Raw genomic sequence first — 15,051 nt, 5'->3', positions numbered from 1 at the left:
TACCGTTTTAAGCGGTAAGAGATGACATAGAGATATTACAATGTATAAACAAATTCTCGTTCCGGTCGATTTAAACGACAAAGGCTTTTCAGACAAAGCCGTTGAGCTTGCCGTGTGGCAAGCGAAGCAATCCAACGCAGTCGTCCATCTGCTCAACGTTCTGCCGGGCATCCATATGTCGATGGTTGCGACCTACTTCCCCAAAGATGCCGCAATGAAAATGAAAGCAGACGTCGAAAGCCAACTGAGAAAGTTCGCTGTGCAGCATATTGCCGAAGATGTCGTGTATAAAGTGCATGTTGCGGAAGGGAAGCCTTATGCCACCATCCTTGATTATGCAGAAAAACTCGGTGCAGATTTGATCGTAATGCCAAGTCATAAACGCTCTAAGATTGATAAAGTCGTGCTTGGTTCAGTGGCCAGTAAAGTGGTGCATAACTCTCCGATTAACGTTCTTGTCGTTAAGCCGCAAGGGTAAATACAAGCTCAAATAACACCAAAGGCGCTCATTGAGCGCCTTTTTGATTGGTATTACCTATCAAGAGTATCGGTTAAATCCACTTCATTTAATGCGAATAGTTATCAATAATAGCCCTATCCCAACCAACGATAGGCCATGATGATGAAAAAGACCGCTACTTTCGCCGCCTTACACTTTACCATCGCCCTGACGGTAGCGTACTTGCTAACCGGTGATCTTCTGCTCGGTAGTCTGATTGCCATGATTGAGCCATCGGTCAACACCGTTGCGTTTTACTTCCATGAACGTGTCTGGAGTAACAGCGTCGCACTGCGCACACTGTCTCAATCAGCCAAAGTGAAGACAACCAGCTTTGCTATCGTACACTTTAGCGTTGCATTTAGCGTGGTTTACCTAGTCACCGGTGACGCGTTTGTTGGCGGAATTATGGCCACCATCGAGCCAACGATTAATACCTTTGCCTACTACTGGCATGAAAAAGTGTGGTTACGTAAACAACATGCACGCCTTGAATGGGGCTGTATTCACAGTGCATAGTGTGTGACGCACAGATCGCGACTCAAACCAATACGAAAGCATTGAGTTTGACCATCAAGCGTCACCTCAAGCAGATACAAATCTTCACGCTTAGGATGACTCACATCGGCATAAATGGGCGCATCAATCTGGAACAACGCACTAGTGTGATTATCTCGCACATCAATCGGCAAGTGGTAGGTCATAGCGTTAAATTTAACCGACGCCGACACAAGACCTGGCGAATACGTTTTATAGTAGAGATCAACAAGGAATTCACAGCCACCGCCATGGTGCCAAATCTGTTCTGTCGCCACATGCTCTAAACGAACATTGGCAATCAACTGCAGGTAAGGAACTTGCCACACGCCGATGCGTGAGTCAGATGGAGTGTCATCTTTTGCAATCAAAGGACAAAGTGGCGCGCTCTCTGGCTCGTCCAACAACCAATCTTGCTCCTCTTCCAGAAACAAAATCTCAAAACGGTTGCGGCCTAATTGCAGATAAGGACGAATATCTTTTTTATAAACCAGCTGAGACTTATCACAATCAAAAACGGCGACGCCATTAAGACGCACTTCTGCGTAATAGTCGATCCCAGCCATCACAAGATCAATTGATGGAAACGCCAACATCGACTCATCAACATCAATATCGTGCATTAAATGCCACTCTTGCTCAGCAATCTCGCTTTCAGACAGTGTATCAGGGAGTGCTTGGCTCAATGGGGCAGGAAACGTAATGTCATCCTGAGGGATAGATAAGTCAGTCAACGGTGAGACTTGCCACAGGCCAGCAAGAGAGAGTTGCATAGTTTCAAACTTGTCTTAGATCAAAGTTTGACGATTATAATGCCAGATGAGCGTCAAAAGATAGCCAACCAAGGGACCAAAACAAAAATATCAGCCAATTGGCTGATATTCAGATTCGGTCATGAGCTCGACGGCTTACTCTTCGTCGCTGTCATCTTCTTCTGGGTAAAGCGCATCTTCGCCTTCGTAGTAAGTGCCCCAGCCGTCATAGATGATGTCGTATTTTTCAGCAAGATGGATCAGTTTTTCAACTTGCGCATCAATCGCTTCTGCGTTTAGTGTCGACTCCATGGTCGCATCACAGCAGAGTAACTTTTTGCCATCTTCGTCTTCTGTCTCTTCAGCTTCAAGGACTTCAAAGCCCATCTTGAACGCTTCAACTACCGCTTTTTCTAGTGTGTTGAAATCTTCAGCAAAAAGATGATGTTCAATATCGTACAAAGCATCTGGATCACTGCCATCTTCCAATAAGGCTTGAATGATATCGCGAGTATCTTCTTTTTGAATTTCAATTAACGCTTCAACAGATAGATATTCATCTTCATGAGACATATGTCGTGCTCCAGATAGTGACAAAATTGATCATAAGTAACAGCGGTGAAATATCGCATGGATCCAGTGAAAATACTACCTGAAATCGGCCAAGATCCAGATCTTTATCCGCAGAATTGCTAGCGATCAAGTAAGATCCACTTCACAACAATGACAATTAACATTTTTTTAGCAATGTGGTAATTCAGAACATTCTATCTGTGCGGCTAAAGCTGGTTATGCTTAGGCTTTATGCGTTTTTATCTTGTCTATTTGCATATCCCAAGCAAGGTGGGAAATGAATAAAAACATGACTATTTTAATCCACCTTGCTGATATCTGCATAGCTATGCTCGATTATAGCGGCATTTCGCATTCATGACCGCCAATCGAGACGAATAGCAACGCAGTTCAACGCCTGAGTAACAAAAGTCAACAATAGTGATAGTTCTCATAAAACCACCACACATCAGAACATATGACTAACATATCCATTTTTAGCCACTCATCCATCCATTAAATAGGCTTGCATCTTTATAACAATCTTGACATAACTAGGCTCAGGAATAATAAGTAAGGATACATGATGAGTAAGTTGTACGTAGGCTCAGAAGTTGGTCAATTAAGACGAGTATTGCTAAACCGACCTGAGCGCGCACTCACCCACCTCACCCCTTCAAACTGTCACGAATTACTGTTTGATGACGTTCTCGCTGTCGAGGCCGCTGGTGAAGAGCATGATAAGTTTGCTCAGACACTGACAAACCAAGGCGTCGAGGTGTTACTACTGCACGATCTGTTGGTTGAAACCTTAGCCGTCGAGGAAGCAAAAAGCTGGCTACTCAATACGCAAATTTCAGATTTGCGCTACGGTCCCACTTTCGCCAGAGATTTACGCCATTACTTATTAGATATGGATAACGACCATCTCGCCACAATACTGCTTGGGGGCCTGGCTTACTCAGAGCTACCCATTCAGTCCGCCTCAATGCTACCAAGTATGCATCGGCCGCTCGACTTTGTGATTGAGCCGTTACCTAATCACCTTTTCACACGCGATACCTCATGTTGGGTATACGGTGGTGTGTCGCTCAACCCAATGATGAAAGCGGCCCGTCAGCGTGAAACCAACCACCTTCGAGCCATCTATCGCTGGCATCCAGTCTTTGCTGGACAAGACTTCATCAAGTACTTTGGCGATGAAGATCTGCATTACGACAACGCGAATATTGAAGGCGGTGATGTTCTGGTTATCGGCAAGGGCGCCGTTTTGGTCGGGATGTCTGAACGGACCACGGCTCAAGGTGTTGAAAACCTTGCGGCAAACTTGTTTAAACATGGTCAGGCCAAACAAGTGATTGCAATTGAGCTACCAAAACACCGCTCTTGCATGCACCTTGATACCGTTATGACGCATATGGATATCGACACGTTTTCTGTTTACCCAGAAATCATGCGTAAAGACCTTAACACCTGGAGTTTAACCGCTAAAGATGGCGGTGAGATGAAGGTCGAAAAAGTGCCAAGCTTTATCCACGCAATCGAACAAGCGCTTGATCTTGACTACCTTAAGATCATTACCACCGGTGGTGATAGCTATGAAGCTGAACGTGAACAGTGGAATGACGCCAATAACGTACTTACGGTTAAGCCGGGAGTGGTGATCGGCTATGAGCGTAATGTTTATACCAATGAGAAATACGATAAGGCAGGCATTGAAGTGTTGACCATTCCGGGCAACGAGCTAGGACGTGGCCGTGGCGGTGCACGCTGTATGAGTTGCCCTATTGAACGTGATGGGATTTAGCGAGAAAATTTAAAGGGTTGGCACTATGTGCCAACCCTTTTCTTTTACTTTCAGGCGATTAGGAATAAACGAGAACAGTCACCGTTAATAACTTTCAACGATATCGCCGCTCTCATCTCTCGAAAGGCGAAGCATGCTCTGGCTTTACTCAGTACCACCGACCGTAATTGAATCTAACTTAAGCGTCGGCTGACCAACCCCGACAGGAATACTCTGACCCGCTTTACCACACACACCAACACCACGGTCAATGCTGAGATCGTTACCGACCATAGAGACTTGCTGCATCGCTTCAATACCAGAACCGATCAACGTGGCCCCTTTGACGGGACGAGTGATTTTTCCGTCTTCAATCAAATACGCTTCCGATGCTGAGAACACAAACTTACCTGAGGTAATATCCACTTGCCCACCACCAAAGTTCGGTGCATATAAGCCCTTCTTCACGGTTGAAATAATCTCTTCAGGAGTATGCTGTCCAGGCAACATATAGGTATTGGTCATCCGTGGCATCGGCAGATGCGCATAAGACTCACGGCGGCCATTACCCGTTGGGCTAACTCCCATCAAACGAGCATTGAGCTTATCTTGCATATAGCCTTTTAACACACCGTTTTCGATTAAGGTGTTGTATTGACCATTCACCCCTTCGTCATCGATATTAAGTGAACCACGCAGATCTTTTAGCGTACCATCATCAACGATAGTACAAAGATCAGAAGTCACCTTTTGACCAATCTTACCGCTAAAGACAGAAGCCTCTTTACGATTAAAGTCGCCTTCCAAGCCATGTCCGACCGCTTCATGGAGTAATACACCAGGCCAGCCAGAACCGAGAACAACAGGCATCGTCCCTGCAGGAGCAGCATCCGCAGCTAAATTAACCAACGCGGTACGAATTGCTTCATCGGCATATTGGTAAGCGACTTTAGCCCCTTCACTCTCACTGAGGAAAAAGTCATAGTCAAAGCGACCACCGCCACCAGCACTACCTCGCTCGCGGCGCTCACCCTGTTGTGCCAGCACACTGATCGATAAACGCACCAATGGTCGAATATCACCAGCATAGGTGCCATCGGTTGCTGCAACCAACACTTGCTCATGCACACCACTTAGACTAATCGAGACTTCTTTAATCAACGGCTCTTTAGTACGAATATAAGCATCCAACTCTTTCAGCAGTTGTGTTTTTTGTTCTTTTGCCCAACTTTCCAGTGGGTTAACAGCAGCATAGTAATGCTGATTCTCATTGCGCTTAAACGCTTGAAGCTGACCATTTTGACCTTGCTGTGCGATACCTCGCGCCGCATGGGCACTCTGCTTAAGGCCTTCGAGTTGAATCTGATCTGAGTAAGCGAAGCCAGTTTTCTCACCAGCGACCGCGCGTACACCGACACCACAATCGATGTTAAACGAGCCATCTTTAATAATGCTGTCTTCAAGCACTAACGATTCATGCCAGCTAGATTGAAAATAGATATCTGCATAATCGATTTGACGAGTTGCAATACTCGCCAACGTGTCGATGATCTCTTTTTCTCCCAAACCGGCGGGTTTTAGCAACGCATTTTCTACGTGGTTTATAGTCATATATGTGCTCTTACTCTTTTTGTAACTGGTTGCTGAATCGAGCATGCTGACGAATCGGCATGGCTGCTCTTAATTGTTCTACTTGGCTTAAGTCGATATCGACCAATATATTACCGACTTGATCGGTCAGTGAAGCGATCACCTCACCCCATGGCGAAATCACCATTGAGTGCCCCCATGTTTCACGACCGCAGGGATGGGTGCCCACTTGATTGACGGCAATCACCCAAGCTTGTGTTTCAATCGCACGCGCGCGCAGTAATGTTTGCCAGTGGGCGCGGCCAGTGACAGCCGTAAAGGCCGCTGGGACAGTGATCACATTAGCGCCTAATCGCGCCAGTTCACTATACAGTGCAGGAAAGCGTACATCATAACAGATCGTCAGGCCTAGGTGGGCAAATGGCGTGCTGTAATCGACGACTTGCTGACCTGGCGTGAACGTTTCTGACTCGCGGTAACGTTGATGACCATCGGCGACATCAACATCAAACATGTGCAACTTATCATAGTGACACACCAACTCACCCTGTGGTGAAAACAGTAAACAGGTGGTTGTTACGCCATTATTTCGGCTTATCGGCATACTGCCGATAAGTAGCCACACACCATATTCATCGGCGATACTGGCAAGCGCTTTTTGTAGTGGTCCATCAGCCAGAGGTTCAGCCACTTGATGGTAATCACTACGACTACCAAACACTAAAGCATTTTCTGGCGTGACGATCAGTTCAGCTCCCTGCTGCGCAAGCTGCATCACCTGCTGTTTAATGTACGATAAATTGAGCTCAGGGTCGGGCCCTGAGGTCATTTGTATTAAACCGACTCGTTCCATGAGTATTATCCTTATTCAATCACTGTGCGCAGTTTCTCTGGTAATTTAAATTCACCTCTACTGCGTGACAGCTCTTTAACGACAGGTGCATCTAACGGCCCTTTGACTTGATAGTCAACCTGAGTAAACACTTCAACGACAGGTGAAATCACCGTGGTAATGGCCAAAACATACAAAGCGGTCTGTGGTGCCACTGCAAAAGCCGTCAGTACTGGCAGACCTGACGTTATATCCGGTACGAACTTCACTTCGGCATCGACCATACGGGTATTTAGATTGGCTAGACCTTTGATGGTCATTTCACCGGCCACTGCATCCATCTCGATATCATTAGTAAGAAAAATACCGTTACGAATCGAGCCACTGCCAGTAATCGAATTAAATGCCATCCCTTTGTCAAACACATCACTGAAATCAAGCTGCATTTTACGAATAATCGAATCTAAACTAAATAACCCCAGCAATCTTGCCGCGCCACTGACATCAGAAATGAACCCTTTACCTAGCTTAGTAGAGACCTCGCCCGAGAGGGTATCCATCCGCCCAGACCAAGGCGAGCCATCCCATTGCACATCGGCGGTGATATCAAAAGGCGCACGTTGAATTCCGCTGGTAATACCAAAGCGCTCCATCACGTCACTGTTATTTTCGCCCGAGATGTGGATATCAAATTGAGTGTGACTTTGTGTTTCATTCAGTAACCACCAGCCCTTGATATCGGCTCGGTTGGTGCCGCTTTCAAATGTGAGATTTTTCCACTCAAGTTTATCGCCTTGACGCTGTAAATCGAGATGCGCCTTGCCAACCCGATAGCCCTGTAGCCAAAAATCATCAATGGTCAGCGTGATATTAGGAATTTGTTGATGAACCTGACGCTCAAACGCACTGATCAGTGGTCGGTCAGAATTTTCTGGCTCAAACATCAATGGTTCTTGACGCTCTTCATCCAATGCCGGGACGTAGACATGCAATCGTTCTAGCGCCACAGACAAGTCATACGGATCCAGATAATTCGCCTCGCCTTTGGCTTCTTGGCTATCCAAGCTGAGATACCAACCCAACCCTTTGCGCTTAGCGCTAAAGTCGACATCATTCCAGTCGATGCCTGCAATACGCAACTCCTTGGCATCAATATCAATTCTTGCAGGAAAAGGGATTTCAGGCGTTTTTAACTTTGCCAGTATCGCTTGAGACGGTCCTTGATCTGCACTCAACATTTCAAGCCAATCATCTAAGTCGAATGAGTCGAGCCTGATCTGCGCTTGATGACCCACCACAGGACTAATTTTAAAACTACCTTTGCCAAGTACTAAATTGGTATCGGTCAGAACAGGAACGTTCGGTCGAATATCAATTTCAGCTTGATATTTAAAGTTGGGAATTTGCACTCGCGCCGTAATGCTTTCTTGATTACCCGAAGCTTGCAGGCGAGCTTTCCCTGCCTCGCCAAACGATTTCGCTAAAGGCTGTGGTAAGTGACTACTTACCAACTTTAAATCTGCTTCGGTATCAACTTGATAGGTAAAACCGACATCATTAAGCTGGATGTCGACATCCATGCGCCATGGTGCATGACCATCAACCGGGCCTAACCAATGTTTACCAAGGTATGGCGTCAGTGGTTTGATGTCCCAATCACCAACAACATCAATTGCCACACCATAACCTTGTGCAATGTTTTCACCACTAAAATCAATCGCCACTGGCTGCGTCAGCAGTGTCGCTTCAAGGCCTGCCGCACTGACAACGTCGTTATCAAATTTCACTCGGCCCGATACCGTTTCCAGTGTCATTGGCGGCGCTTCAATCGTAACGTGATTATCGGCAAGATCGGCATAACCCCAAGCGCGAGCTTCCTTTGTACTGTCAAACGGAATATTAAGCTGAAAGCTCGACTCAACCAGACCATCGACTTGTACTGCGGTCAATGCAGCGCCAACCGAATCCACTAACGGAGATGCGGTCATGTAATCACGTACCGCATTCCCCTCGGCAACCGCTTGGGCTTCTATTTCAATATGCCCGCCCGGAGCTAAGTGTGGAATACGGCCAGTAATACGCTTCGCATCGACATCCATTAAAGTGGCACTATGAGAGTCCAAGTACATGGCGTCATTTTGGAACAGCAAATCGAGCTGAAGATCAGTAATCGATGGCCACGCGGTATCAAAGCTGAATTTTGCTTGTTTTAAGCCTACCCACGCTTGGAACATGCCATTGTTATTTTGATAGGGAAAATCGCCCAATTCCCCATACCACAGCAGTTTTGCGGTATTGACCTTACCAGCCTGAATCGCAGTACTTAAATAATCCGTGAGACTTTGACCAAGCGCTAAGGTCGGCAGATAACGCCAAGTTTCACCCGCGTTGTATAAGTCGGCTTCGGCATAGAAGGAAAGAAATGGGCTTTGGTGGTCGGGAAAATCAAGACGAAATGCCCCCAACACTTGCAGATCTGGGGTGGCGGCAGTGACTTTATCAGCCCACAAACTCCAGCCATGTTGACTATTTTGCCACACCAGATCAACTTGTCCTTGTTTGATATTCAGCGGGGCTTGAAACACCTCACCATAAGGTAACGTATCGTCAATCAATGTGACATGGGCCTGCGCCTGTTGCAGGTTACCTGCGATCGACGCTGATAACTGATGTACCTCTGGCAGCAATTCCCATTGCGACATACTGCCCTGACTAAGCTCAGCCGAATAGTGCAGATTCTCCCAGCCTCCATGAGCGGAGATCCGGATATCTTCGACCAATCCACCCAGCGACAATTTTTCGAGAAACTCATTGGCAGTATTGGATTCTGGCACCAGTTTGACGAGTGGTGTAATGGCCGCAACATCAAGCTGAGAAACGTTGATACGCCAAACATCCGGCTGCCAATCAAATGCCATGTCGAGTTCTGGCCAGGCTTTGTCATCGGTATATAAATTAAGTGAGTAAGCATTTACTTGCCAACCGCTTTTACGCGGCTCAAGTTCTAAAACACCTGACTCTAGAAACAGCTCATGGCGTTTGCCTTCTTGCCAAATCAACTCGGATGACTGCAATTCAACATAAGCGCTAACTGGTTGATTTCGTTCTAATGTTAACCAACTACTAAAGCTTACTTGGCCTTTATCAATTCCCATTTCACTTTGGAAATACTTAGTCAGCCACGGAGTAATAAGAACATTTTGCGCAGAGGCATAGAATTCACCACTGACCTCACTGAGTGAACCGTGATCGATGAAGTCAGCTTTGACTCTGGCTGAGTTAACATTACTTTGCGCAAGATTAACTTCACCATCGGCCAAATGGCGGCGGCCATCGTTTTGCCACTGTAAGTGGGTAATTTCAAGGTCGCGCGGTATACCATCAATACCTAAGAAGTGAATTTTTGACTGCTTCAGAGAAAAGCTATCTAGCTGACGCAACAGCAATTGATCAAGTTGCTCGATAACAGTTTTTTGCTCTCCCTGAGGATTAAGCTCCGGCGTATCGCTGTCAGTGACCCACTCAACTGAACTAATGTCGAGGTTAAGCTGATGAATACTCAGATCCGCCACCACAGGTTGGCGTTGAATCAGCGATTGAAAGAGGTCGAGTTCAATCTCGACATTTTGAGCAGAAAACTCAATTCCACTGCTTTTCGGCGTATTAGCCTTAGCCCCACGCAGCGAAACTGACGGATGGGTATTGCGCCAGAAACCGTGAATTTCACTGATTTCAAACTCAAGTCCTGAGCTTTGATTGATCCAAGCTTGGATCTGAGGTTGAAAGTGGTTGAGCTGCGGCAAGGCGATACGGAGCCCAGTGACGGTAATCGCCAATAGCACCAGTACCGACACTGTAAACCAGAGAAAAAATCGCGTTAAGCGCGTAAGCGTGGAATTCACAACCTGCCTTTACATCATGACAACGTCAAATTGCTCTTGGATGTACAAAGGCTCAGCTTGAATTTTAACTTGCTTACCAATAAATACTTCCAACTCAGCCAATGCATGTGACTCATCGCCCTGCAAAGCATCGACCACGGCAGGTGCAGCATAAACAACAAATTTATCAGCATCATAAGCACGATTAACGCGGGTAATTTCACGTAAAATTTCATAACAGACAGATTCAACCGTTTTGACGCTACCTCGGCCTTCACACGTTGGGCAGCTCGAACACAGAACATGTTCAATGCTTTCTCGAGTGCGTTTACGTGTCATTTCCACCAACCCCAGCTGAGTGAAACCGTTAATATTGGTTTTGACTCGGTCTTTATCCAGCGCCGTTGCCAATGACACTAATACTCGATTGCGGTGCTCATCTGAAATCATATCAATAAAGTCGATAATGATGATCCCACCAAGATTACGCAGTCGCAGTTGGCGAGCGATAGCCTGAGTCGCTTCGATATTGGTATTAAAGATGGTCTCTTCGAGGTTGCGACGCCCGACAAACGCACCTGTATTGATGTCGACAGTGGTCATGGCTTCGGTTTGATCGATGATCAAATAGCCACCCGATTTAAGTTCAACTTTACGATCCAGAGAGCGTTGAATCTCGTTTTCGGTGTCATACATATCGAAGATCGGTTTATCACCTTCGTAAAGCTCAAGCTTGTCCGTCAGTTCAGGAACATACTCAGAAGTAAACTCTTTGAGGTTTTCAAATTCTTGGCGTGAATCGACTAAGATCTTATTTAATTCGGTGCCAACAAAATCACGCAAGATACGCTGTGATAAACCAAGCTCACCATATAAGGCAGAACGGGTTTTGTACTTGCTGCGACGTTCATTGACTTTTGACCATAAACGCTTAAGAAATGCGGCATCTTGAGAAAGCTCTTTGTCGTCAGCGCCTTCTGCAGCGGTGCGAATAATAAAGCCACCATCTTCATCACAATACTTGCCGACCACTTTCTTCAAGCGGTTGCGTTCACCTTCACTTTCGATACGCTGAGAGACCCCAACATGGCTTGCCCCGGGCATAAACACCAAATAGCGTGAAGGCAAGGTGATGTCCGTGGTTAACCGGGCACCTTTGGTGCCGAGTGGATCTTTAACCACTTGCACGACGATATCTTGCCCTTGACGAACTAACTCTGAAATATCACGCACTTGAAACTGCTGCTTTTCGTTCTCTGCGACACATTCAGTATGCGGGACAATATCGGAAGCATGTAAAAAAGCGGCTTTTTCTAAACCGATATCAACAAAAGCCGCCTGCATACCCGGTAGCACTCGACTGACTTTACCTTTATAGATATTTCCAACAATACCGCGCTTTGCTTCACGTTCGACGTGGATTTCTTGAAGGGCTCCCCCTTCAATCATGGCCACACGAGTTTCACTCGGGGTCACGTTGATCAACAACTCTGCACTCATGAGCGCACCTCAAAAATAATTATAAGAATTTGTGCAAGAGCTGGTCAGTTTCATAGAGAGGCAAGCCGACGACGGCGTAATAACTACCTTCAATCCGAGTGACAAATCGTCCACCGAGACCTTGAATTCCATAACTACCAGCTTTATCGCATGGCTCACCCGTTTGCCAATATTGTTCTATTTCTTGCTCTGACAAGGGTTTAAACCATACGTCTGTGGTCACAACCACAGTCTCTTGAATCTCTTTAGTCATGACAGTCACGGCTGTCATCACTTGATGTGCTCGATCTGAAAGCATCATCAGCATCTGTTTAGCATGCGCTAAATCATCCGGCTTTTCCAATACCTTCTCATCGCAGACGACAATCGTATCAGAGCCAATCACTACCGAATCTGGCTGCAGCTTCACCGCCGCTCTTGCTTTGTCTTGCGATAATCGCGCAACGTAGTTGTAAGCGCCTTCACCAGATTGGCGCTGTTCCTCAACATCCGTTTTGATGACATCAAACTGATAGCCCAGTTGAGTCAGTAGCTCTTTACGGCGCGGCGAGGCCGAAGCCAGAATCAGTGTTTGCTTCATTTTCTATCTAATATGCCAATGGCGTCGTACCCGACGCATTAATAAGAACATCCACGGCCACAAAATGCAGTTAATTAGACCGCTCCATAACGAGACTGGATTAAATGTGACATCTTGAATCAGGTATTCGCCGAAAAAGATCAAAATATCCAACATCACGGATATCGTGCCAATGACAATCGCTTGCTGCCACAAGGCCATATTGCGTAAAACGAGGAAATTGAGCGCGACCAGATAAATGACAATCGACATCATCATGCCGCGAATTCCTAGCGTTGAACCAAGCAGCAAATCCCACAATAAGCCCAACACCAAGGCTGAACCAACATTCACTCGATGCGGCAGAGCCAGCACCCAGTAACAGGTCACCAGTAGCAACCATGACGGACGCAGTAAGTCCAACATGCCTGGCCATGGAATAGTTTGCAGCGTCAGAGCAATCAAAAACGAGCCAGCAATGACAAGTTTACCTTTTAGTACACTATTTGCCATTGCGGTTACTCCTCAAGATTCTCAGGCAATACTTGTTGAACTTTCTCCTGACGAGAATCGTTTGGCCAGATCAATAACAGGTAACGCAGACGTTCAAAGTCGACCACAGGTTCGGCCTCAATCACGGCAAATTCACGTGCCGTATCTCGCTCAACTTTCGCTACATGTGCCACCGGAAAACCTTCAGGATAGATACCGCCCAAGCCCGAGGTGACTAACAGATCGCCCTCTTCGATATCGAGGCTAATCGGGATATGGTCAAGGTTAATGCGATCGCTTTTTCCCGTGCCTGACGCAATTACTCGAATGTCGTTACGAATCACTTGTACCGGAATCGCACTCAGGCTATCGGTGAGTAACAGTACACGGCTATTGTGCGCCGAAACAAAGGTCACTTGACCGACAATGCCTTTCTCATTCGCCACAGGTTGGCCAACGTAAACACCATCAATCATGCCTTTATCAATAACAACTTGGTGACGATAAGGTGAGGTATCTACCGCCATTACTTCCGTCACGACCTTGCGCTCATCTCGAATAAACGATGAACCCAATAACTTACGCAGTCTTTGGTTCTCTTCACGATACTGATCAAGCAGTAGCAGATCGTTTTTAAGGCGCAGAACTTCACGCTTTAGCACCCGCGTACTTTCCATATAGTCTTGGCGTACGTTAAAGCGCTCGTAAGCGCCATCAAACATCACCCGCGGAACATCGGCTAAGTACTGAATCGGCGCAACTAAGCTATTGAGTAAATAACGCACTTGAGCAAATGCACCTAAACGACTATCAGCCAGCATAAAGCTGGCTGATAGAATAATGGCAAAAAATAGGCGTAACTGAAGTGAAGGTCCCCGGCCAAAAATAGGCTTCATAAACTATGAGATCCTTATCTTACTGCTCTTGGCTTTCACCAAGAGAATTCGATTATTCTTCGCTAAACAGATCGCCACCATGCATGTCGATCATCTCTAGAGCTTTACCGCCGCCACGTGCAACACACGTCAATGGCTCTTCAGCAATCACCACTGGGATCCCTGTCTCTTCGGTTAGAAGGCGATCAATATCTTTCAGTAGTGCACCACCACCTGTTAATACCATGCCGTTTTCAGAAATATCTGATGCCAACTCAGGTGGACATTGTTCTAGTGCCACCATAACGGCAGACACAATGCCCGTTAGTGGCTCTTGCAATGCTTCAAGAATTTCGTTTGAGTTGAGGCTAAAGCTACGTGGTACACCTTCTGCAAGGTTACGTCCGCGCACTTCGATCTCTTCAACTTCATCACCTGGATAGGCTGAACCGATCTCATGTTTGATCTTTTCCGCCGTCGCTTCACCAATCAAGCTGCCGTAGTTACGACGAACATAATTGATAATCGCTTCATCAAAACGGTCACCACCGATACGGACTGACGACGAATAAACCACACCATTGAGTGAGATGACTGCCACTTCCGTGGTACCACCACCGATGTCGACCACCATTGAACCTGTCGGTTCAGAGACACGTAAACCAGCACCGATCGCCGCCGCCATAGGCTCATCAATCAGATAAACTTCACGCGCACCCGCACCAAGCGCCGATTCACGAATAGCACGACGTTCAACTTGAGTGGAACCACATGGTACACACACCAAAACGCGCGGGCTTGGTTTGAGTACGCTGTTGTCGTGCACTTGCTTAATGAAGTGTTGCAGCATTTTTTCGGTCACATAAAAGTTGGCAATAACGCCATCTTTCATTGGACGGATCGCAGAGATATTCCCTGGCGTACGGCCTAACATTTGTTTTGCAGCATGACCAACCGCAGCGACGCTTTTTCCGGCGCTTTTGCGATCTTGACGGATGGCTACAACGGAAGGCTCGTCGAGGACAATGCCCTGTCCTTTTACGTAGATAAGAGTGTTGGCAGTACCTAAATCGATAGATAGGTCATTTGAAAATATGCCACGAAGTTTTTTGAACATATTCTTCGCTCGTCCTGAAAGAATTAGAAGATAGAAAATTGCACTAAATGTACCAATGCCTTGCCTCCGCAGCAAGGCA

Annotated in this window: 13 protein-coding genes; 3 read left to right on the top strand and 10 right to left on the bottom strand. The window is 46.5% G+C overall.

Annotated elements, in window-relative coordinates; genetic code table 11:
• The first annotated feature begins 40 nt into the window (after window positions 1-40).
• Together BS19_RS11055 and BS19_RS11050 are read left to right on the top strand one after the other, a co-directional pair.
• On the top strand, window positions 41-478 hold the full coding sequence (locus tag BS19_RS11055) for a universal stress protein (RefSeq protein ID WP_038175321.1): 438 nt from the start codon (window positions 41-43) through the stop codon (window positions 476-478).
• A gap of 144 nt (window positions 479-622) precedes the next feature.
• Window positions 623-1,018, top strand: coding sequence for a DUF2061 domain-containing protein (locus BS19_RS11050; protein ID WP_038175360.1), 396 nt, complete (start codon window positions 623-625; stop codon window positions 1,016-1,018).
• Here the strand turns inward: BS19_RS11050 and BS19_RS11045 are convergent.
• Both BS19_RS11045 and rraB read right to left on the bottom strand, forming a co-directional pair.
• Window positions 1,006-1,809 carry a glycosyl hydrolase 2 galactose-binding domain-containing protein gene (locus tag BS19_RS11045; RefSeq protein WP_038175320.1) on the bottom strand — a complete coding sequence of 268 codons (804 nt, stop codon included), beginning with the start codon at window positions 1,807-1,809 and terminating at the stop codon, window positions 1,006-1,008. The genes BS19_RS11050 and BS19_RS11045 overlap by 13 nt on opposite strands.
• Window positions 1,810-1,944: 135 nt before the next feature.
• Window positions 1,945-2,361 carry a ribonuclease E inhibitor RraB gene (gene rraB / locus BS19_RS11040; RefSeq protein ID WP_038175319.1) on the bottom strand — a complete coding sequence of 139 codons (417 nt, stop codon included), beginning with the start codon at window positions 2,359-2,361 and terminating at the stop codon, window positions 1,945-1,947.
• Window positions 2,362-2,926: 565 nt separating this feature from the next.
• Here rraB and arcA point away from each other — a divergent pair.
• Window positions 2,927-4,147, top strand: coding sequence for an arginine deiminase (arcA, locus tag BS19_RS11035; RefSeq protein WP_038175318.1), 1,221 nt, complete (start codon window positions 2,927-2,929; stop codon window positions 4,145-4,147).
• A gap of 144 nt (window positions 4,148-4,291) precedes the next feature.
• Here arcA and tldD read toward each other — a convergent pair whose 3' ends face one another.
• Genes tldD through BS19_RS10995 form a run of 8 tightly spaced genes read right to left on the bottom strand, consistent with a single transcriptional unit; the run spans window position 4,292 to window position 14,972 of the window.
• Complete coding sequence (gene tldD / locus BS19_RS11030) at window positions 4,292-5,737, bottom strand: metalloprotease TldD (protein WP_038175317.1); 1,446 nt, start codon at window positions 5,735-5,737, stop codon at window positions 4,292-4,294.
• A 10-nt stretch (window positions 5,738-5,747) separates the two neighbouring features.
• Window positions 5,748-6,569, bottom strand: coding sequence for a carbon-nitrogen hydrolase family protein (locus tag BS19_RS11025; protein ID WP_038175316.1), 822 nt, complete (start codon window positions 6,567-6,569; stop codon window positions 5,748-5,750).
• Between the two features lie 11 nt (window positions 6,570-6,580).
• Window positions 6,581-10,450, bottom strand: a complete 3,870-nt coding sequence (locus BS19_RS11020) for a YhdP family protein (protein ID WP_038175315.1) — start codon at window positions 10,448-10,450, stop codon at window positions 6,581-6,583.
• Between the two features lie 9 nt (window positions 10,451-10,459).
• Complete coding sequence (gene rng / locus BS19_RS11015) at window positions 10,460-11,929, bottom strand: ribonuclease G (protein WP_038175314.1); 1,470 nt, start codon at window positions 11,927-11,929, stop codon at window positions 10,460-10,462.
• Between the two features lie 19 nt (window positions 11,930-11,948).
• The gene (locus BS19_RS11010; protein ID WP_038175312.1) at window positions 11,949-12,509 is read right to left on the bottom strand and encodes a Maf family protein; all 561 of its coding nucleotides are present in this window, start codon (window positions 12,507-12,509) and stop codon (window positions 11,949-11,951) included.
• 3 nt (window positions 12,510-12,512) lie between these two features.
• Complete coding sequence (mreD, locus tag BS19_RS11005) at window positions 12,513-13,001, bottom strand: rod shape-determining protein MreD (RefSeq protein ID WP_038175311.1); 489 nt, start codon at window positions 12,999-13,001, stop codon at window positions 12,513-12,515.
• A 5-nt stretch (window positions 13,002-13,006) separates the two neighbouring features.
• Entirely contained in the window at window positions 13,007-13,876 is an 870-nt protein-coding gene (gene mreC, locus BS19_RS11000; RefSeq protein WP_038175310.1) for a rod shape-determining protein MreC, read from the bottom strand.
• Between the two features lie 52 nt (window positions 13,877-13,928).
• The gene (locus BS19_RS10995; RefSeq protein ID WP_038175307.1) at window positions 13,929-14,972 is read right to left on the bottom strand and encodes a rod shape-determining protein; all 1,044 of its coding nucleotides are present in this window, start codon (window positions 14,970-14,972) and stop codon (window positions 13,929-13,931) included.
• Window positions 14,973-15,051 lie beyond the last annotated feature (79 nt).

The sequence above is a fragment of the Vibrio pacinii DSM 19139 genome (assembly GCF_000711795.1).
Lineage (GTDB): Bacteria > Pseudomonadota > Gammaproteobacteria > Enterobacterales > Vibrionaceae > Vibrio > Vibrio pacinii.
This window is presented reverse-complemented; position numbering and strand designations above follow the sequence as displayed.

Coding starts and splice junctions, on each gene's coding strand:
- rng (WP_038175314.1), bottom strand. CDS start 11,929: ATGAGTGCAGAGTTGTTGATCAACGTGACCCCGAGTGAAACTCGTGTG.
- BS19_RS11045 (WP_038175320.1), bottom strand. CDS start 1,809: ATGCAACTCTCTCTTGCTGGCCTGTGGCAAGTCTCACCGTTGACTGAC.
- BS19_RS11055 (WP_038175321.1), top strand. CDS start 41: ATGTATAAACAAATTCTCGTTCCGGTCGATTTAAACGACAAAGGCTTT.
- BS19_RS11010 (WP_038175312.1), bottom strand. CDS start 12,509: ATGAAGCAAACACTGATTCTGGCTTCGGCCTCGCCGCGCCGTAAAGAG.
- mreD (WP_038175311.1), bottom strand. CDS start 13,001: ATGGCAAATAGTGTACTAAAAGGTAAACTTGTCATTGCTGGCTCGTTT.
- BS19_RS10995 (WP_038175307.1), bottom strand. CDS start 14,972: ATGTTCAAAAAACTTCGTGGCATATTTTCAAATGACCTATCTATCGAT.
- mreC (WP_038175310.1), bottom strand. CDS start 13,876: ATGAAGCCTATTTTTGGCCGGGGACCTTCACTTCAGTTACGCCTATTT.
- rraB (WP_038175319.1), bottom strand. CDS start 2,361: ATGTCTCATGAAGATGAATATCTATCTGTTGAAGCGTTAATTGAAATT.
- tldD (WP_038175317.1), bottom strand. CDS start 5,737: ATGACTATAAACCACGTAGAAAATGCGTTGCTAAAACCCGCCGGTTTG.
- BS19_RS11050 (WP_038175360.1), top strand. CDS start 623: ATGAAAAAGACCGCTACTTTCGCCGCCTTACACTTTACCATCGCCCTG.
- arcA (WP_038175318.1), top strand. CDS start 2,927: ATGAGTAAGTTGTACGTAGGCTCAGAAGTTGGTCAATTAAGACGAGTA.
- BS19_RS11025 (WP_038175316.1), bottom strand. CDS start 6,569: ATGGAACGAGTCGGTTTAATACAAATGACCTCAGGGCCCGACCCTGAG.